This window comes from Halomonas stenophila (assembly GCF_014192275.1).
Classification (GTDB): Bacteria; Pseudomonadota; Gammaproteobacteria; order Pseudomonadales; family Halomonadaceae; genus Halomonas; species Halomonas stenophila.
The window spans coordinates 1-19448 of record NZ_JACHXR010000001.1 but is presented as its reverse complement, the minus strand read 5'-3'; the positions used below and the strand labels follow the sequence as shown (position 1 = coordinate 19448).

Here is a 19448-nt window from a genome sequence, read left to right as displayed (position 1 = left end):
AGCCGGCCTCAATCGATCGCGGTGCCGTGACCGGGGCGACGCACGGCTCTCACCGTTCCGCTGTTGCCGCCGCCGCAGAAGAAGCGCTCGCCACCGTCGGACTCGAGCCCCGAGACGCCCACGCCCGACGGCATCTCGATCCGCTCCAGGAGCTCGCCGGTGCGTGGGTCGAGCCGCCGCAGATCGCTCTGGTCGTCCTGCCAGGTGCCGTGCCACAGCTCGCCGTCGACCCAGGTGACCCCGGTGACGAAGCGCTCGGACTCGAGGGTGCGCAGGATCTCGCCCGTCTCGGGATCGACCTTCTGGATCCGGCAGTCCCGATACTGCCCCACCCACAGCGCCCCCTCGGCCCAGGCGAGTCCCGAGTTGCCGCCGCCCGGTGGCGCCGGAATCCGGGCCAGCACCCGGCCGGAATCCGGATCGATCTTCTGGATGTGTTCCCCGGCCATCTGAAACAGGTGCCGGCCGTCGAAGGCCGTGCCGGCATCGGCGGCGACGTCGAGCGAGCGCCGGATCTTCCCGCTTTCCGGGTCGAGGGCCGTGAGCCGGCCGTCGCTGGCGAACCAGACCTGCCGCCCGTCATGACTGACCCCATGTACCCCCTCGATATCCGGGAAAGGGCCGTATTCCGCCAGGATGTCCGCCGTTGATCGCTTCATGATGTTCTCCCGATGAGGTGGCTTCACGCATCCAGCCTAGCCACTCGGCAGGGGCGCGGGGAGTAACAAGGTTGTCGGGAATCCCGGCACGGGCGAGGTGATCCAGCGCCGCGCCCGCCCGCGACCGAAGCCCTGCACCTTGCCGGCGGTGGCCAGCGAGTCGAGCCCCCGCTGCACGCTGCGCTGGCTGATGCCGAGCGCCAGCGCCAGGGCCGAGCTCGACCAGGCCTCGCCGTCGGCGAGCAGGGCCAGCAGGGACGCATGCGCCTCCTCGACGGGCGGCGCCAGCACCACGACCTCGCGGCTGCCGGAAGGCGCCAGCGCGTACCCGCGGGGCGTCGCGGTCACGCCGGCCAGCGGCTCGAGCGCGTGGCGCAGCCGGCCGATCTCGACCCGCAAGCGAGCGCGATAGGAGTCATCGGCCCGCTTCCCCCGGAAGGCCAGCGCGACGAGGGTGCCTCGTGGCACGCCGTCGGGCCAGGCCTCGCCCAGCAGGCGGACGAGGGTAAACAGCACCGGGCGGCGGTCCAATGGGATGACCGTGTGTGCATCGCGCACGAGGTGACGGCAGGCGTCCACCACGAGCGCCGGCGAGGTCAGCAAGGCCTCGACCGCCTCGAGCCGCAGGGGCCGCACCTCGCCATGGGCGATCAGGCGCGCCACCGGCGTCTCCAGGGCGCGGGCGACGCTCTCGACCTCCGCCATCAGTGCGGGGATGGCGGCAGCGTACGCCGCCTGTTCGGCCCGGGCGAGCGCCGCACGCGCCGCCTGGGTGCGCAGCTGGCGCATCGCGATCCCGGCGACCACCAGTTCCCGGGCGGCCCCTGAGGCGGGGCGCAGGGACGCGGGATCGAGCCCGTCGAGGACATGCTCGGCCTCGCCGAGGCGGCCGATCAGCAGCAGGCGACGGGCCTCGAGATAACGCGCATGCGCGGCGTTCACCCGGTCGCCATGCGCCTCGAGGGTCGCCCGCGCCGCGGCGAGCGCCGTCGCCGGCCAGCCCAGGTCGCGCGAGACGAGGGCGATCTCGGCCTCGGCGACGACGCAGCGGGCGCGGGCCGCGGGTTCTCTGGTGCCGAACGCCCGCGCGGCGGCGCGCAGCAGGGCCTTGGCGCGCCCGAGATCGCCGAGCTGTGCCATGGCGATGCCGCGCAGTGCCAGTGCCGGTGCGTCGTCGCGCAGGGCGACCCGGTTGAGCGCGTCGAGGGGATCACCCGTCGCCAGCGCACGCGACGCGGCCGTGATCAGCGCGTCCATCGCAATCCCGCCACACTTGTCACTCCCCAGGGCGAAGCCTGATGCGTAGTCTATACCCAAGACCCACCCCCCGGCAGGGAGGCGCGATGACCACGCACAGGACCGGGACCCATGACGAGTGGCTGGCGGCACGGCTCGAGCTGCTCGACTATCACTTCATGTTCGGCCCCGACGACACGGCAGGCTGTCCCTCCTGCTCGGCGATCGCCGACGAAGGCGATGCGGCGCCGTCCCCCTTTGACCAGGTGGCGGGTGCCCACCGCCAAGCCGATACTCGTCATATCGATGCCGAAGCCCGTTCTCGATGGCGCCACGCACCCAAGGGGAAAACGACCATGGCCATCAACTTCGACCACACCATCCTGGCGGCTCATGACAGCCACGCGTCCGCGGTTTTCCTCGCGGAGGTGCTGGGGTTGCCGGCACCGCGCCGGTGGGGGCCGTTCGATATGGTCGTCACGGATAATGGTGCCAAGCTCGACTACATGGAGCAGAGCGGAGATGTCACGCCCCAGCACTACGCCTTTCTGGTGGACGAGGCGGATTTCGACGCGATCTTCCAGCGTATCCGCGAGAGGAAGCTCGACTACTGGGCCGACCCGGCACAGAAAAGGGAAGGCGAAATCAACCACCGTGACGGCGGCAGAGGCGTTTATTTCGAAGATCCCAATGGTCACCTCCTGGAGGTGCTGACGCGTCCCTATGGGAGCGGCGGCTGGAATCCGTGAGCCGGCAAGCGTGCCGGTCGAGACGCGCGCCCGTCAGCCGAAGCGCTCCCTGAGGTAGTCGATGATGGCCTGGGCGCCATAGAGCCAGCGCGCCTCGCCCTGCGGCTCGTGGATGTACAGGCAGGGCACCTCCAGCTTGCCGCCCTCCTCCTTCAGGACCCGGGTGTGCTCGGGGTCGAGGCGCACGTCCCGGGTCTCGATCTCGAGCCCCAGCCGGGTGATCTCCCGCCTCACCTGGATGCAGTCGGGCTCGCTCCAGGCCTGGTAGAGGGCCAGGGTCTCGCAGGCCTGGTCCACCTCGGCCTGCTGCGCCTCGTCGCGCGAGACTTCCCGACGAGTGCCGAGCTTGTTGGCCACCCATACCACCGGCGCCAGCAGGGTCCTCAAGGAAGGTCGCATGGTCGGGCTCCCTCTCATCCGTCAAGATTCGGCGCTCGCCGCCGATGTTCCAACCTAGCACATTCTCATTAGACCCGGCCGGGGCCATCGAGATCGCCGCAGGCCCCACCTGGCCATGGGTCAGGGAGTGATCGCTGGACGGCCTGGCGGCGCTTGGGCGCCGGCATCGCCCTGGGTCGCTTCCTCCTCTAGGCGAAGCGGCCTCCCTAGCCGGTCTCGCGAACCACCAGCTCCACCGGCATCGAGACATGGCGCGGCGGCCTGCCCGCCAGCGCCTCGCCCAGCAGCTCGACGCTCATGGCGGCGATGCCGGCGATGTCCTGGCGCACCGTGGTCAGGGACTCGGCCAGGGTCGGCAGGTCGTCGAAGCCGGTGACCGCGACCTCGCCGGGAACGCGCAGGCCGTGATCCTCCAGGGCCGTCAGGCAGCCCCTGGCGAGCTCGTCGTTCTCGCAGACCAGGCCGTCATAGGCGTGCGGGTCCTGCGCGAGGCGCCGGCGCAGCCAGCGATAGCCGGTCAGCGCCGGCTCCAGGTTGGGCGGAATGTCGATCAGCGAGGCCTCGAGGCCGGCCTCGTCGAGCGCCTGGCGATAGCCGCCCAGGCGGTGCTGGCTGTGGGGGCTCTCCAGCTCGTCGCCGACGAAGGCGATGCGCCGCCGCCCCCCCTCGATCAGGTGGCGGGTGGCCAGGTAGATGCCGTGGCGATCCTCGGGCGCCACCGAGAAGCCCTCCCCGGCCCGGCCGATGCGCACGAAGGGCACGCCCCGGGAGCTCATCAGCGCCGGGCGCGGGTCGTCGGCGAACTCGCCGAGCAGGAGAGCGGCGCCGGCCTGCTCGGGCAGGGTCGCCGTGCGGTCATGGGCGAAGAAGATCGGCACCATGCCCTGGCGGTGCAGCGCCACGGTCAGGTGCTGATAGAGCAGGATATAGTAGGGTCGCAGCTCGAAGTCGCGGCGCCCCAGCGAGATGCCCACCACCGCGGCCTTGCCGCTGATCAACTGGCGCGCGGCGGCGCTGGGGCGGTACTCGACGTCGCGGCTGATGGCGAGGATGCGCTCGCGCAGCGCCTCGCTGATGCCCGGCTTGCCGTTGAGCGCGCGGCTGACCGAGGCGATGGAGACGCCCGCCCGCCGCGCGATTTCCCGGATATTGGCCGTCTTCGACGGATCTCTGCTCATCGCCTGCCTCATCCCCGGGCGGCCGGCCTCGCGCCGACCGCCGTCTGCTGCCGGATACCGTCCGTTGCCGACCACGGGATTGTGCCCGAATGGACGGGGCGGTGCGACTGCTACCCGCCCGCCGGCCGCGCGATGCCGGGCCACACGGACGGGCACGGCTCAGGCCGGCTGACCGGAGACAGATAATCCAGACCGGCATGTGGCCGATGCCAGTTGTACTGCTGCAGCCAGGCAGATGCTCGCCGCCCTCCTGAGGCAGGCCCCGGGCCGTGTCTTCGTGCTCGTCGGCGGCCTTCTCCATCTGGGTGGTTGCCTGGGCGTGACGTTGAGATTCCTGGATTCAAAGTGCCGAGGAACCACGACTGGCGGCCGTCGAGGCGGGCGATCCGGCTGGTATTCGCCTGCGGAATGACTACTTTTCTACTGTTTGACAGCATACATCTGATTACCGCCGAGAACGTGCTCTTCTATCAGCGGTAGCACTCCGAGCCGGTTAACCGAAAAAGATCAACCCGGCGCTTGCACACCGGGTTGATCTTGAGCTCATCGGGTTTTATGCCAGTGTCGGCAGGCGCTACTGGAGCGACTGCACCAAGGCGTCGGCCGCCGACCGGAACGCGTCGGCGTCCTCGGTCGCCAGCACTCCCTCTGCCTCGAGGTCACTCACGTCATTGCTGAAGGCGTGCAGCATATTGACTGCACTGCCGTCATTGGCGTGACTCAGTTGCACTTCCGCACGTTCCAGCTCGCTCAGTAGCGAACTGGCTTGGCCTTTATTGAGGGTGCCAACCGCTGACAGCGCCTCGACATCATGGCTGAGATCGACTATCCGGGACTCGAAGTCCGGCAGGTAACACTGTGGCTCCGAATGATGCGACCTGTTGCCCGAGCCCATGGACGCCAGTTCGACCGCATAGCAATACAGCGTCGATTCCGGCATCAGCTTCACCTCGGCGATATTCGCCCGGTTGACCGGCCCATCCCTACCGCCGGCACCGTTGTAGATGGCGAAGTGTTCGAAATAGGACATGTTGTAATGATCCCTGATCGTCACGCTGTAGCGATGGCCCGCCTCGAGCGACACCGCAAACAGGCTCGAGTCACCCCAGTCGTCCAAGCTACTGCGGTGCGGCATCGTCACGACGCCCTCTGCCACAAGGTCACCGGAGGCCAGATCGCGGACCTCGAGCCATTTGGTCGTGGCCGTGATGCCGGTGTTGATGCTGTTGAGCGCATTGCCATAGGTCACCTGGAGATAGTGTTTTCCTGTCTCCCGCGCCTCCAACTCCGGTATCTCCAGTAGTTCGTCGGGCGCTCCCCAGTCGGCGAAATGCCAGCGCCCCCGTTCGAACACCGGATCGGCACCGTTACTCGTCAAGGTTCCCGCCTGGGGGGTGAAGCGACGCAGCCGCTCGGTGGCCTGCCAGATGCCATCGTCGGGATCGGTCCAGGTAGTGCCGCTGATCCCCTCGGCATAGAGCTCGCCATTGCGAATGATGTTGAACCGCGCATTTTCCTCGCCGTTGTCGTCGAGCGTCAGCTGCAGCCGGCCGCTGCGCGTTTCATCGATCGACAGCAGTGCCGGTTCGCGCGGCGCAAAGATCCGATCGTACTCCGAATCGGTCAGGTTCAGCGGATCCTCGACCTCGACCAGGTTGATCGTGCCGGGCTGCGCTAAGTCGTTGTCGGCCAGTCGGATAACCAGTTCGTTGCCGCCGTCCGCCAGGTCGTTGACCGAAATGACGTCGTCGGCCGAGATCTTGTGGCCGTTGAGTACGACCTCGTCGACGGCGTAGTAGCCTTCGCTGCTGTCGTCGACGGCCGGCAATTCCACCTTGACGCTGAGATGCCGTCCCTTGTACGGGAAATCGGTCAGCGTCAGGGTATCGGTGTCGGCGAACAGCGTATTGCGCAGTTCCCGGGTCAAGAAGGGCTTGAAACGGATGCCCTCCTGGGTCGACTGCAGGCCGAAAACGCCGTCCAGCACCATCGACAGATAGCCCGCGACCGACCACAGCTGACGCTGCGAGTTGATGACCGGACCGGTCAGGTCGCCGTCCAGCAGGGTATGCCTGCCGGTCAGAAACTCGTAGTTCTCCATATTGGACAGGTTCAGCGCCGCCAGGCGCACCAGAGACATGACGTTGTGATTCACCGCCGCGTCATTCTGCGCGTCCCGGGCGGCGCGCAACGCGAAGGCCGTCACGAAAGGCCAGATGCCACGGTTATGGTAGATCGCAACGTCGGGGTACTGCGGCCAGATGACGGGCGGGCCCGCTGCGGTGACCGGGTAGTTCTCGACGATCGAGGCGGCCTGGTCCGGACTGGCGATCCCCTCGGTCACGGCCAGCGATTCACCGAGCAGGTCGAACGCCTTGACCGGCTCCGGATCGAGGGTGGTCGTCTTCAGGGTGCTGTACAGCCCGGCGCCGTCCAGCCACAGCTCCTGGTTGATCGCGGTCTTGAGCGCGTCCGCCCATTCGGTGTAGCGATCACGGGCATCCTCGTTGCCCTTTTCGTCCGCCAGGGCGGCCGCGACTTCCAGGATCGTATGGTGAGCGACATTGGTCGAAAGCGACTTGGACATCCCGATATGGACCACGTCGGTTGCCGTCCAGCTCGGATAGGTCTGCTCGCGCCAGTCCAGGAACGACTGTTCGCCGCGATAGAGCCCATCCTCGGGGTCGAAGATCGCGCGCCGGTCGTTCTCGACGGTCGTGACGATCGCCTCGTACGCCTGGTCGCGGAACGCTTCTCGCTCATCGCCCTGCAGATACTTCAGCGTTTCCCAGGCGCCCAGTGCCCAGCTCACACGGTCGGTGCTGATCGGCCAGCTGCCGCCGGAACCGGTGTCCTGCACGATCTCCGGCCCGTCCTCGAGATGGGGCGCCGCGTGCTGCCGACGCTCGGAGAGTTTGTACAGCAGCGAATTCTTGGCACGAGTCGGATCGAACAGCGACAGCCCCAGCGCCATCGAGTACGCCGTATCCCGGGTCCAGACATAATGCCACTTGTCACCGGTCTGGAAGCAGTCGCAATCCGTCGGCTGGCCATTGTTGAAACTGCCGTCGGTAATCGCATCGACGCTGTTCAGGCGCGCCTCGTCCAGCGCCCGGGCAAAGAGCGCGTCGAACAGCAGGCTGCCGGAACGCAGCGTCATATCGCCGGGTAGCTCGCTGTACTCCACCATGCGGGTCGGCGGCGCGTTGTCGCGCAACGGGACGGTGGTGAAATGTCGATAGCTGCGATAGGCGGCATTGGCATCGTCGACCGTGATCGCGGCGGTTTCGCCGCGCCAGCTGAGGGTGTCGTCCGGGTTCTCCGGCAACGGGGTCGGCTCGGGACCACTGAGGTCGGTCTGCTCGATCAGCAGGGTGGCGTTGTCCGGATTGCCGTCCCGTACCTGGAAGGTGAACGTGAAGCCGCTGAGCGTATCGACCGGCAGGATATTCTCGTTGCCGCCACTGGAGCCCCAGTTCTTGACGGCGACGGCATCGTCGACGGCGAACTCATACGGCTGGTCCTGGTAGACCGCATAGTTGATGTCCCAGCCGTCATTCGCGATCTTGAAGCGATAGTAGCCGGCGACCAGGTCGATATTGGCCTGCCAGGTGTCGTTGCCGAGGTAGGTCATCGGGCTGCCGGTGCCCCAGCCGTTCATTTCGCCCCGCAGATACAGGGTTTCCTCAATCGATTGGGCCTCGGCCCTGCTCACGCCTGCGGCGACCAGCAGAGGTACCAGAGCGAGTGGCCGCCAAAGATCGCGCCATCGCCTGTGGGTTTGCGCTGAATGCATCGTTGTCTCCTGTACATCCGGCCCGGACATTGCCTGAAACCTCAATGCCGTCTCATGACCTGTCCGGGCCAAGCCCGGTGATTATTGTTTATTCCATTCGTGTCACACCTTGCGCCGACCGCCATGCCCTGCCGGCCGCCGATTGTGCCCGAAGGAGGGGGCGCTGCGACCGCGGCCCGCTCGCCGGCCCTGGGATGGCTGGGACGGGAAGGAAGGCCGACAGACAGGCAGGGCTCAGGCGGGCTGGCGCTCCGCCGGCTCCCCGGTAGTCAGGGCCAGGCTTCGCCCTTGGGCGTCGGAGTCGAAGCAGGCATCCAGCACCCGCTGCAGGGCGGCGCCGCGGGCGAAGTCGGGCTGGTCGTTGACGCCGCTTTCGATGCCGTCGATGAAGCGCCGGTAGATGCTCGGCGTCGGCGGCGCAGTGAGCTCGGTCCAGCGCGCGGGGTGCACGTCCTCGCCGAGGCACACCTGCACCCGGTCCCGGGCCGCGTCGAGATCGACGCGCAGCGCGCCGCGATCGCCGTGGATCGAGAGCGCCAGCGAGTTGTGATGGCCGGTGGCCCAGCGGGTGGCCTGGACGGTGCCCAGCGCGCCGCCGGCGAACTCCACCTGCATCAGGGCGCTGTCGTTGGCGTCGAGCCGGTACTCGCCGATGCGGTTGTCCGGGGCCTTGTCGAAGCACTTGAGCCGGCAGGTCACTGCGGCGATGTCGCCCACCGGGAAGCTGGCGAAATCGAGGATGTGCACCCCCACGTCGCCCAGCACGCCCTTGCTGCCGTGCGCTTCGGAGAGCCGCCACAGCCACTGGCTGTCCCGGTCCCAGCGCCCCCAGGCGTCGCTCACCAGCCAGCTCTGGCGGTAGCTGGCGTCGACGTGCATCACCCGCCCCAGTCGGCCCTCGGCCACCAGCTCTCGGGCCAGCTGGATCGCGGGGGCGTCGCGATAGCTGAGGTTGACCATGTTGATCACCCCCGCCTCGCGGGCCGCCGCGGCCATCGTCTCGGCGTCGGCGGCGTTGGTGGCCAGCGGCTTCTCGCAGAGGACGTGCTTGCCGGCGGCGATGGCGGCAAGCGTCGTCGCCTTGTGCACGCCGTCCGGGGTGACGTTGCTCACCGCCTGGATGTCGTCGCGGGCCAGCATGGCCGTCAGGTCGGAATGGGCCTCGGGAATGTCGTGCGCCTCGGCGAAGGCGCGTGCCTTGGCGTCGTCCAGGTCGCAGACCGCCACCACCTCGACGCCATCGAGGGCCCGGAAGTGCTTGGCATGCTCGCCGGCCATGCTGCCGGCGCCGATGATCGCCAGTCGCATCACTTGAAGCCCTCCTCGCCAGGCTTGTGCAGTCCCTCGCCCTTCACCTCCACCGGGTTCGGCGCCCGCTCGGGCGGCACGTTGGGGCAGCTGTCGATCCACCGTGCGCCCTCGGGACGCGCCCATTTCACGCCGTTCTTGAGCACCCGGCGCACCTGGTCGTCGTAGTAGATCGGGTAGGTCTCGTGGCCGGGACGGAAGTAGAAGATCTTGCCGTTGCCGCGCTTGTAGGTGAGGCCGGAGCGGAACACCTCGCCGCCCTCGAAGGCACTGATGAAGATCACCTCGTCGGGGTTGGGCACCGCGAAGGGCTCACCGTACATCTCGGTATGCGGCAGCTCGAGATAGTCGCCGAGGCCCTGGACGATGGGATGGCCGGGATTGACCACCCACAGCCGCTCGCGCTCGCCGGCCTCGCGCCACTTCAGCGAACAGGTGGTGCCCATCAGGCGCTTGAAGATCTTCGCGTAGTGGGCGGAGTGCAGCGCCAGCAGGCCCATGCCCTGCAGCACCCGGGCCTGGACACGGTCGACGATCTCGTCGCGGACGTCGCCGTGGGCCGCGTGGCCCCACCACAGCAACACGTCGGTGTCGTCGAGCACCGCTTCGGTGAGGCCGTGCTCGGGGTCCTGCAGGGTGACGGACCGGGCCTCGATCTCGGGGTCCTCGTTGAGCCCGGCGGCGATGCAGGCGTGCATGCCCTCGGGGTAGATGCGCGCTACCACGTCGTTGGTCTGCTCGTGGACGTTCTCGCCCCAGACCGTGACCTTGATCGTCATGGGTTGGCTCCTCTTGGCGTTGCCCTGGCGGGCGGTGGAGACGCCGCCGATGTCGGCGACATGGCGAAAAGGTAAACGTTTACGACCACACCGTAAACGTTTACTCATTACGACCATGGTCGCATCTCGCTCTGCCGCGCACCGGCCAGCGGCGTCATCTCAACGGTCCGGTAACGGGGTCGTGGACGGGCGGTCCGGATGGCAAGCGGCCGGGCCCGGCGGCTGCCGGGCCCGGCCATGAGTCGGAGGGCAGTGGTCGGGTGTCAGGTGCCGGGGTCCGGCGAGGCCCGCCGGGCGTTGGTGTCGCCGGCCGGGTCGGCGACCCCGGCCTCGCCCGGCTCGCGGCCCGCGGCATCGCGCGACTCGCCCCGCTCGCGGCTGCCGTCGAGGCGACCGCCGCCCATGCCTTCCATGCTGACGCTCAGGCGTGGCACGCCGAGGTCCAGGGCCTGCTCCTCCATGCGCTGCTTGAGCAGCAGGTTGAAGGCGCGGGCCACGTCCCACTGCATCTCCGGCGAGGTGCGAAAGCGCATGCGCAGGATGGCGCAGCCGTCCTCGAAGTGGTCGATGCCCTGCATCTCCAGCGGCGACCAGATGTGGTGACGCATCATCGGGTCCTGACGCAGCGCCAGGGCGGTGTCGTGCATCAGCTCGGTGGCATCGTCGATGGGCATGTCGAAGGGGATGCGGATCTTCATCAGGGCGATGCCGAACTGCCGCGACATGTTATGGATCGACTCGATGCGGCTGAAGGTGATGATATGCACGATGCCGTCGAGGTCGCGCAGCCGCACGGTGCGCAGGGTCAGGCCCTCGACGGTGCCCGTGTGGCCGTTGATCCTGACGAAGTCGTCCACCGCCAGCGAGTCCTCGATGAGGATGAAGATGCCGGTGATCAGGTCCTGGACCAGGGTCTGGGCGCCGAAGCCCACGGCCAGGCCGATCACCCCGGCACCGGCCAGCAGCGGCGTGACGTTCACGCCCAGGTTGGCCAGGCCGACGATGGCGGCGATGATCACGATGGTGGCGAAGATGATGTTACGGATCATCGGCGTGATGGTCTGGGCCCGGGCCTGGTTGACCCGCCGGCCCCGGGAGCGCGCCGAGGACACCAGGGCCCGCTGGATCGCCGTGTCGGCGAAGATCCACGCCAGCCAGGCCAGCAACCCGGTGAAGCCGATGCCCAGCAGCGCCTGACCGATGCGCACGCTGGCCACGCCCTGCCGGCCGATGCCGACCAGCGAGCCACCCCAGACCTGCAGCGACAGCTCGGCGAAGGCGATCCAGGCCAGCACATGGGACAGCGCATAGCCGAAGCGCTCCAGGCGCCGACGGTAGTCGCTCTGGCGCCGCCGCTTCGAGCGGCGCTCGGCATGGCGGCGGATCAGGCCGGTCACCACCAGGGTCAGCACCAGCAGCGAGGCGGAGATGATCGAACGGGCCAGGGCCGCGCCCACGTCGCCGCCGGTGACGAAGATCGCCAGCAGCGAGCCCCACACCAGCAGCAGCGCCGGCACGTGCCACAGGCCACCGACCACTCGGGCCACCTCGGTGGCCCCGCCGCGCTCGCGACGATAGCGGTAGGAGCGGTTGCGGATCAGGTGCTTGATGGGACGCTTGAAGCGCAGGATGAAGCGTCCGCTGAGCAGCGCCGCCAGGATGTTGGTCAGCACCGAGAGCAGGCTGGCCAGGTCGCCGCCGATCAGCTCGCTGAGGCGCGACGAGTTGAGGGCATCGCCCAGGGCGATCAGCGCGCCGATGCTGAACAGCGGCCGCAGGCCGCGATGCTGGAGGATCTGCACGGCGGTGAAGCGGTGCCCCCGGGTGAACACCGAGATCACCGACTCCACCACCACCGACAGGGTGCGCCCGCACAGGGCCACATAGGCGATCACCAGGGACGCGGTGCGCCCGGCGCTCTCCGGCACCAGCTGGGCGATGCCCAGCACCAGGGCGAAGGCCAGCGCCCAAGGCAGCAGGCGGCGCAGGAAGTGGATCGCCAGCAGGCCGCCCTTGGGCTCCCGGGGCAGGTCCAGGGGCCATCCCCGCCGCTGGGCCAGCATGCGGCCCAGGGCGATGAGGATGATCAGCAGGCCGCCCCAGATCACCGTCAGCACGGCCATCTCGATCACGAAGCGCAGCAGCTCGGCATTGCCGGTCCTCAGGACCAGCGCCGAGAATTCCGACCAGCCCCGGCGCAGCTGGCGTCCCCACTCGTCGAGCGGCGAGCGCCCCGACTCGGCCTGCTCGCCGATCGCGTTGAAGGCCTCGGCCAGCGCCCCCAGCAGGCCCTGGGGCGTGGCGATGCCCTCCTGGTCCACTACCTCGTCGTTGGCCTGGCGCAGGGCCTTCAGGTCGGCGAGCAGTTCCCCGCGGCGCCCCTCGTCCTCCAGGGTGGCGATGATCCGCTCCAGGGACGCCTGCATGGCCTCGGGGTCGTGGTTCTGCTGGGCTTCACCGCCCCCCAGGGCGGACAGCGGCAGGGACTGGGCCGCCACCGCCAGGGGCAGCAGCACAAGCACCAGGGTCAACAGGCTTCGCAGGGCGTCGCGTAGGGGGGGCAGGCGTGGCAACGTCGGGTCTCCCTTGTGTGGCATGCCGGCATCTTGCCGCATCCTGTCCGCCAACGGCAGTGTGTTAGGCTGCCGACGAACGTGCCACAGGATGCCGACATGACGCCCCAACCGCCACCCGTGCCCTGCAAGGCCGATGGCCGCCGCCGCCGGGTCGGCGTCGAGATCGAGTTCGCTGGCATGCCTCCCCGCGAGACGGCCAGCCTCGTGCAGTCGCTGTTCGGCGGCCGGCTGGAAGTGGTCAGCGCCCACCGTCTCAAGGTGACGGGCGCCCGCTGGGGCGACTTCGGCATCGAGCTGGACACCCAGTATGCCCATCCCGACAACCGGCTCATCGATCCCGATGCCTACCAGGACAGCGAGTGGGAGCGCATGCGCCAGGACTTCCACACGCGAACCCGGGAACTGATCGGCGACGTGGTCACCGGCCTGGTGCCCACCGAGATCGTCTGCCCGCCGGTGCCCTGGGACGAGCTCGACGAGCTCGACGCGCTGTTCGAGGCGCTGCGCCACCATGGCGCCAAGGGCACTGACGCCAGCCTGCTGTACGGCTTCGGCCTGCATCTCAATCCCGAGGTGTCGAGCCTGGCCGTCGAGGACATCCTGGCCTACCTGCGGGCCTACCTGCTCACCGCGAAGTGGCTGCGCGAACAGATCCGGGTGGACATCACCCGGGAGATGCTGCCCCATGCCAACCCCTTCCCCCGGGCCTATGCCATCAAGGTGCTGGACCCGGGCTACACGCCCGACCTGGAGACCCTGATCGACGACTACCTGGAGGACAACCCGACCCGCAACCGCGAGCTGGACCTGCTGCCGCTGTTCGCCTACCTGCACCCGGAGCACCCCCACGAACTGCTGAGCGACGCCCTGGTCAAGCCACGCCCCACCTTCCACTACCGGCTGCCCAATGCCCAGCTGTCGGAGACCGGCTGGGGGGCCGTCACCGAGTGGAACCGCTGGCTCGAGGTGGAGGTGCTGGCGACCTCGCCGGCCACCCTGGCCGAGCGTGGCGCCCAGTACCTCGCCCTTCACCGCCCTTCGCTTCCGCGCCGCTGGTGGACCGCCCTGTGTCGCTGGAGCCGTCGTCCATGAGTCGAGACCCGCGTCCGCTGATCGGCATCACTACCTCGGATCGCAAGAGCCGGATCGCCTGGTGGTTCGACTGGTTCGCCGTGTGGCGTCACGGCGGCCGGCCCCTGCGGCTGTCCCCTTCGCGCGCCCGGCCGACGGCCCTCGATGGCCTGATCATCGGCGGCGGCGATGACATCGAGGCCCACCACTACGGCGGCGAGATGCAGCTCGACGTGCGGGTCGACCCCGAGCGCGACCAGTTGGAGCTCGAGCTGCTCGAACGCTTCATCCCCGCGCGCCGGCCGGTACTCGGCATCTGCCGGGGGGCCCAGCTGATCAACGTCCACCTGGGGGGCACCCTGGACCCGGATATCTATACCACCCACGAGGGGCTCAAGAGGCGGCGTACCGTCTTGCCCCGCAAGACCGTGGACATCGTCGGCGACAGCCAGTTGAACCGCATCCTGCGGGTCACCTGGTGCCGCATCAACAGCCTGCACCACCAGGCGGTGAAGGAGGCCGGCCAGGGCATCGCGATCGTCGCCCGAGACCGGGACGGCCTGGTGCAGGCCATCGAGTCCCGCGATCACGACTTCCTGATCGGCGTGCAGTGGCATCCCGAGTGGCTGGTGTTCAACCGTCCCCAGCAGCGCCTGATCCACGCCCTGGTGGACGCCGCCCGGCGCCGTCCCTGAACGCGCGAAGGCCACCCGAAGGTGGCCTCGCGAGTCATACAGCGACATATATCAAGCAATATCTAAAAAGTCGTCGAGCGAAGGCTAGAGCTAGGCCCGTTCCCTACGGGCCCACGCATTTCCCACATCCGTGTGGGTCACAAGGCAAAAATCTGCGACAAATCGGCAAGGAATGCCGATTTGGGCAGTTCCGCTGCTCGCAGAGCGAGCGACACGGAGGCCGCGAGTCAAAAGACGGAGTTTACGGAGAGTAAATGAGTCCTTTGAGCCGATTTTTAACGCCGTCTAGCCGAGCGCAGACACTTTTTAGCCCTCCAGCTTGGCGTCCAGGCTGATCTCGGCATTGAACAGCTTGGAGACCGGGCACCCCTCCTTGGCCTTGTTGGCGGCGTCCTGGAAGGCCGCCTCGTCGGCGCCGGGCACGCTGGCCCGGGTATCCAGGTGAATCGCCGTGATGCCGAAGCCGCCCTCGACTTCCTCCAGGGAGACCGTGGCCTGGGTGGCGATGCGCTCGGGGGTGAAGCCCGCCTCGCCGAGGATCATGGACAGCGCCATGGAGTAGCAGCTGGCATGGGCGGCCCCGATCAGCTCCTCGGGATTGGAGCCGGCCTCGCCCTCGAAGCGCTTGGCGAAGCTGTAAGGCACGTCGCTGAGCACGCCGCTCTGGGTGGAGACCGTGCCCCGGCCATCCTTGAGACCGCCCTGCCAGACGGCGCTTCCGTTCTTCTTGATGCTCATGTCGTCTCCTCGATCGTTGGGTGGGTCGAAGCCTTGCTCCTACACGATAGACCATGCGGTTGATCTCCCCGGGACACAAGACCGCATTGCATCCCGGCCAGCCTGATCCCAATATATATGGAAAACACTTCCACAAACACCGAAAGGAGGCGTCATGACGATCCCACCCCGTGTCACCCTGGCCGCCACCGGCCATGAACCCGCCATCGAGCTGCCCGCCATCGGCCAGGGCACCTGGTTCATGGGCGAGGGCCTCGCCCCCCGGGGCGACGAGGTGCGCGCCCTCCAGCAGGGCCTGGAGCGCGGCCTGCGGCTGATCGACACCGCCGAGATGTACGGCGATGGCGGCGCCGAGGAAGTGGTCGGCGAGGCCCTGGCGGGGCGCCGCGAGGACGCCTTCCTGGTCTCCAAGGCATATCCCTGGAATGCCGGTCGTGACACCGCGATCGCCGCCTGCGAGGCGAGCCTGCGGCGGCTCGGCACCGACCACCTCGACCTCTACCTGCTGCACTGGCCCGGGGGCATTCCCCTGGACGAGACCCTGGAGGCCTTCGAGCGGCTGCGCGCGGCCGGCAAGATCCGCCGGTTCGGCGTCTCCAACTTCGACGTGGACGACATGGACGCCCTGCGGGCCACGCCCGGAGGGAATGACTGTGCCGTCAACCAGGTGCTCTACCACCTGGGCTCGCGGGGCATCGAGCACGCCCTGCGCCCCTGGCAGCGCGACCACGGCATGCCGCTGATGGGCTACTGCCCCCTGGCCCAGGCCGGTCGGCTGCGCCGGCGGTTGCTCGACCATCCGGAGGTGCAGGCGGTGGCCGCCGAGCGCGACCTGACCCCGGCCCAGTTGCTGCTGGCCTGGGCGGTGAGGCCCCTCGACGGAGCGCGCGATCTGATCGCCATCCCCAAGGCGGTGCAGCCCGACCACGTCCGCGACAACGCCGACGCCCTCGACGTGACCCTGGACGATGACGCCCTGGCCCGGCTCGAGGCCGCCTTCCCGGCGCCGACGCGCAAGGCGCCGCTGGATATCGTCTAGGGGGCGCGCGCTATGGCGTTCCCCCCGCTCGCCTGGCGATAATCCTTGGACGCGTACGACGCTATCGCTCCACGGCGTTGTCGATACCTCCTCCACGCTCCGCAGGCCAACGATCGCCCCGATGAACCACAGACTCCCTTCCCTGCAATCCCTGGTCGCCTTCGAGGCCACGGTGCGGCTGGGCTCCATGACGGCCGCCGCCGAGGAGGAGCGCACGACACAACCAACCATCTCGCAGCGTATCCGGACCCTGGAGGAACGGCTGGGCCTACCGGTGTTCGATCGACAGGGATCCCGCCTGACGCTGACGGTCCAGGGCGAACGCTTCTTTCGGGACATCTCGCCCAATCTCAAGGAGATTCGCGATGCCTGCGAGCGACTGATTCACCATGGCCAACGGCCCTCGCCCTCGGTGACGATCGCCGCCGGCTCGGGCTTCACGCACCTCTGGCTGCTGCCGCAGCTGCCGGCGCTCAAACGGGCCTTCCCGGACTTCACGTTCAAGCTGATGCCCATCGACCGTGCCGACGACCCGGAACGACAGGCCGCCGACATCGCCATCCGCTTCGGCCCCTACATGCCGCAGGACGCGGGGCGGCTGGTGGCCAGCGAGGCGGTCTTTCCCGTGTGCCGTCCCGACTATGCGAGCGAGCATGGCCTGGCGGACACCCTGACGGCATCGCATCTGACGCAACTCTCGCTGCTGCACCAGGACATCAAGGATCCGCGCTGGCTCGACTGGACCCAGTGGTGCCAGCATGCCGGGCTGAGCCTGGTGCCGAGTGACGACGTCTTCGCCTACCACAACTATGCCCTGCTGCTGAACGCCGCGCTGGCCGGCCAGGGGGTGGCGCTGGGCTGGTCGCCGCTGGTCAAGGACTACCTGGCGAGCGGTCAGCTGATCGCCCTGGGCCCCCGCGTGACGCGCAAGGACTATGGCTACTGGCTCAGCGTCAAGCATCATCGCAGCGCGGTTATCCAGCCGATCGGCGACTGGCTGATCGACGCCGTCCATCAGCAAGAAATAGCTTCCCGCGCCTGACAACATCGAAGCGTATGCCAGGGGTTGGGCGATGCCGATGTCGCGAGCGCCAGGCAGGGGCGCCTGCATCAGGCCATTGCAGGCCCGTCATGGCTCCAGCGGGTGCTCCTCGCCGATCACCGCCGGGTCGAAGGGCGGGCGCGAAAACACCCGACGCAGCATCGGCTCGAAGTGTTCGAGCGGCGGCATCGGATAGGCTGGATCGAAGGCGGCCTGATCGTAGCGCTCGCAGAAGTCGACGCAGCTCTGGTACCAGGGGTGATCCCGATAGCGGTCACGTTCGTTCGGGTCGCCGCCGAAGTGGTGGGCATAGTAGAACGTCTGGAACAGGCCATGGTGGTGCACCACCCAGGTGACCTCGCCGCGCACATAGGGGCGAATGATCGCCGCGGCCAGTTGGGAGTGGTTGTAGGGCGCAAGCTCGTCGCCGAGATCGTGCAGCAGGGCGCCGATGATCATGTCCTCGTCGGCGCCGTCGGCCTCGGCGCGGGCGGCCGACTGCAGCGAATGCTCCAGCCGCGAGACCCGGTAGCCGCTCAGGCCGTGCTCCAGATGGCGCAGCGCCTGCAGGAGGCGATCCACCAGGCCCTGGTTGAACTGGTCTTCCAGGCGCTCGAGAAAAACGTACTCTTCCCGGGTGCCCTCCTTCATCTGTCGGAACGCGACCTGTTCCATCAGGCGACCTCCTCGATCGAATCACGATGTTTCAGCAGGCTCGCGAAGCGCTCGCGCGGGCCGTCGCTGTCGAGGTAGCAGCCCTGCAGATGGCGATGCCCCTCGCGGGTATCGTAGCGGGTGCGTCCGTGCAACACGCGGCTGTTGTCGAACAGCAGCAGCTCGCCGGCGTCGAGGGCGAAACGCACCTCGTAGGTCGGGTCCGTGAACAGCTCGCCGAGCCGCTGGCGCGCGCGATGGAACAGGCGCGTCTTGGCGTCGCAGAGCAGCGGCAGGGCATCCAGGCGCGGGCTGTAGTGGACCCCGGTCGGATGGCCGTCGTCATCGGTCTGGATCATGGTGCGATGCGTGACCAGCTGGGTCCCGGCATCGACGAAGCGGAAGCGCACCGGCATGGTCTTGAGCAACGCGTAGCCGTCGGGGGTCTCGTGGCGCAGCCGCTCGAGCACCTTGAGGCTGTCGACCAGCGTCGAGAGCCCCCCGCTGGTCTCGTTGACCAGGCAGTGCAGCAACTGGATGCCCGGCACCGGGTTGCGATACGGGTTGTCGGTATGCGGGCCGAGCGCCACGCTACGATAGGCCAGGTCATTGCCGCTGGGCCGCGAGTAGACCTCGAAGTAGCGGCCGAAGTTGGTCTCCTTGACGTAGCCGTAGTGGCCGCCGACCTGGAGGATGCGCTCGGGGTCGGTGGGCACGCCGTAGAGCACGAGGTAGCCGTAGCGCAGGTAGGCCTCCAGCGAGGCCCGGAAGTAGGCCGGCTCCTCGCGCACCCGCCGCCAGTCGAAGCGCACTCGCTGCCGATCCAGGCTGGCGTCCCAGGGCTCGGCGGCGGGAAAGATCGTGGCACCGTCGAGCTCGCCGGCCAGCACGCGAAGATCATAGGTCTCGCGATGGCCATCGCTGAACGCGAGCACCACATGGTGCTCGTCGAGCCGGGTCGCACTATCGAGCGTCAGCGCCGTATCGATGGCGTGGGAATCGAACAGACGCTGCCGGGTCAACGGCTCCAGCTGGTCGGGCGCCTGGGTCCGTTCGCGCAGCCACAGCGGGCTGATCTCCCGTGAGTGCTTCCCGTCGTCGAGGACGATCGAAGGGGGCTGCTCATGAACGACGAACGCATGGCGGGTGGGCATCTCGGGCTTCCTCGTGTGGCTTCGGTCATCACGCTGACGATCGCTGGCATGGTGACGGGCGCGCCGCCGCACGAGTAGAGCCGGCGCCTTATCCCCCGGCATGCAATTTTCTTATGGGCCTGCGCCCCCGCCGATCCCTCGGCGCCAGGTTTTTTACGAAAAGTCGGCGAGCGATGGCCAGACAAGGCAAAAATCGGCGAAAAGATGGAGTTTACGAGGTGTAAATGAGTACTTTGAGCCGATTTTTAACGCCGTATGGGCAAGCGCAGGCAGTTTTCGTACAAAGCCTAGTACTACTGTGTCATAAATTAGGCTGTTACGATGTTGGGGTGTTCTACCTCAGGGATGCCGGTTGCAGTTGATGTCACGCTCTAC

Annotated in this window: 16 protein-coding genes; 5 read left to right on the top strand and 11 right to left on the bottom strand. The window is 67.9% G+C overall.

Annotated features, from left to right (window positions below):
• Window positions 1-8: 8 nt before the first annotated feature.
• Both FHR97_RS00080 and FHR97_RS00075 read right to left on the bottom strand, forming a co-directional pair.
• Entirely contained in the window at window positions 9-659 is a 651-nt protein-coding gene (locus FHR97_RS00080) for a Vgb family protein (protein ID WP_183381743.1), read from the bottom strand.
• A gap of 36 nt (window positions 660-695) precedes the next feature.
• Window positions 696-1916, bottom strand: coding sequence for a helix-turn-helix domain-containing protein (locus tag FHR97_RS00075; protein WP_183381742.1), 1221 nt, complete (start codon window positions 1914-1916; stop codon window positions 696-698).
• A gap of 86 nt (window positions 1917-2002) precedes the next feature.
• Here FHR97_RS00075 and FHR97_RS20195 point away from each other — a divergent pair, with 86 nt between their 5' ends.
• Window positions 2003-2644, top strand: a complete 642-nt coding sequence (locus FHR97_RS20195) for a VOC family protein (protein WP_183381741.1) — start codon at window positions 2003-2005, stop codon at window positions 2642-2644.
• A 33-nt stretch (window positions 2645-2677) separates the two neighbouring features.
• Here FHR97_RS20195 and FHR97_RS00065 read toward each other — a convergent pair whose 3' ends face one another.
• The 6 genes from FHR97_RS00065 to FHR97_RS20665 all read right to left on the bottom strand — a co-directional run bounded on the left by FHR97_RS00065 (window position 2678) and on the right by FHR97_RS20665 (window position 11153).
• Window positions 2678-3043: a glutaredoxin family protein gene (locus FHR97_RS00065; protein ID WP_183381740.1), complete on the bottom strand. Its 366-nt coding sequence runs from the start codon at window positions 3041-3043 to the stop codon at window positions 2678-2680.
• Window positions 3044-3249: 206 nt separating this feature from the next.
• Window positions 3250-4221, bottom strand: a complete 972-nt coding sequence (locus tag FHR97_RS00060) for a LacI family DNA-binding transcriptional regulator (protein WP_183381739.1) — start codon at window positions 4219-4221, stop codon at window positions 3250-3252.
• Between the two features lie 574 nt (window positions 4222-4795).
• Window positions 4796-8017 (bottom strand): MGH1-like glycoside hydrolase domain-containing protein, encoded by a 3222-nt coding sequence (locus tag FHR97_RS00055; protein WP_183381738.1) that lies wholly within the window; start codon window positions 8015-8017, stop codon window positions 4796-4798.
• 234 nt (window positions 8018-8251) lie between these two features.
• The gene (locus FHR97_RS00050; protein WP_221187627.1) at window positions 8252-9325 is read right to left on the bottom strand and encodes a Gfo/Idh/MocA family protein; all 1074 of its coding nucleotides are present in this window, start codon (window positions 9323-9325) and stop codon (window positions 8252-8254) included.
• On the bottom strand, window positions 9325-10104 hold the full coding sequence (locus tag FHR97_RS00045) for a ThuA domain-containing protein (RefSeq protein WP_183381736.1): 780 nt from the start codon (window positions 10102-10104) through the stop codon (window positions 9325-9327). Before FHR97_RS00045 ends, FHR97_RS00050 begins: the two co-directional genes overlap by 1 nt.
• Window positions 10105-10367: 263 nt before the next feature.
• On the bottom strand, window positions 10368-11153 hold the full coding sequence (locus tag FHR97_RS20665) for a mechanosensitive ion channel family protein (protein ID WP_425486061.1): 786 nt from the start codon (window positions 11151-11153) through the stop codon (window positions 10368-10370).
• Window positions 11154-12776: 1623 nt separating this feature from the next.
• Between FHR97_RS20665 and FHR97_RS00035 the strand changes: the two genes are divergently transcribed.
• Together FHR97_RS00035 and FHR97_RS00030 are read left to right on the top strand one after the other, a co-directional pair.
• Complete coding sequence (locus tag FHR97_RS00035; RefSeq protein ID WP_183381734.1) at window positions 12777-13772, top strand: amidoligase family protein; 996 nt, start codon at window positions 12777-12779, stop codon at window positions 13770-13772.
• Window positions 13769-14446, top strand: a complete 678-nt coding sequence (locus FHR97_RS00030; RefSeq protein WP_183381733.1) for a gamma-glutamyl-gamma-aminobutyrate hydrolase family protein — start codon at window positions 13769-13771, stop codon at window positions 14444-14446. The genes FHR97_RS00035 and FHR97_RS00030 overlap by 4 nt, the downstream gene beginning before the upstream one ends.
• A gap of 306 nt (window positions 14447-14752) precedes the next feature.
• On the opposite strand, the gene FHR97_RS00025 is transcribed toward FHR97_RS00030, so the two are convergent.
• A complete protein-coding gene (locus FHR97_RS00025; protein WP_183381732.1) occupies window positions 14753-15184 on the bottom strand; it encodes an OsmC family protein in 432 nt (143 codons plus the stop codon).
• A gap of 154 nt (window positions 15185-15338) precedes the next feature.
• On the opposite strand from FHR97_RS00025, the gene FHR97_RS00020 reads away from it, so the two are divergent.
• Entirely contained in the window at window positions 15339-16223 is an 885-nt protein-coding gene (locus FHR97_RS00020; RefSeq protein WP_183381731.1) for an aldo/keto reductase, read from the top strand.
• Window positions 16224-16344: 121 nt separating this feature from the next.
• Entirely contained in the window at window positions 16345-17265 is a 921-nt protein-coding gene (locus FHR97_RS00015) for a LysR substrate-binding domain-containing protein (protein ID WP_183381730.1), read from the top strand.
• Window positions 17266-17352: 87 nt separating this feature from the next.
• On the opposite strand, the gene FHR97_RS00010 is transcribed toward FHR97_RS00015, so the two are convergent.
• Both FHR97_RS00010 and FHR97_RS00005 read right to left on the bottom strand, forming a co-directional pair.
• The gene (locus FHR97_RS00010) at window positions 17353-17940 is read right to left on the bottom strand and encodes an HD domain-containing protein (protein ID WP_183381729.1); all 588 of its coding nucleotides are present in this window, start codon (window positions 17938-17940) and stop codon (window positions 17353-17355) included.
• Complete coding sequence (locus FHR97_RS00005) at window positions 17940-19073, bottom strand: TauD/TfdA family dioxygenase (protein WP_183381728.1); 1134 nt, start codon at window positions 19071-19073, stop codon at window positions 17940-17942. The genes FHR97_RS00010 and FHR97_RS00005 overlap by 1 nt, the downstream gene beginning before the upstream one ends.
• Window positions 19074-19448 lie beyond the last annotated feature (375 nt).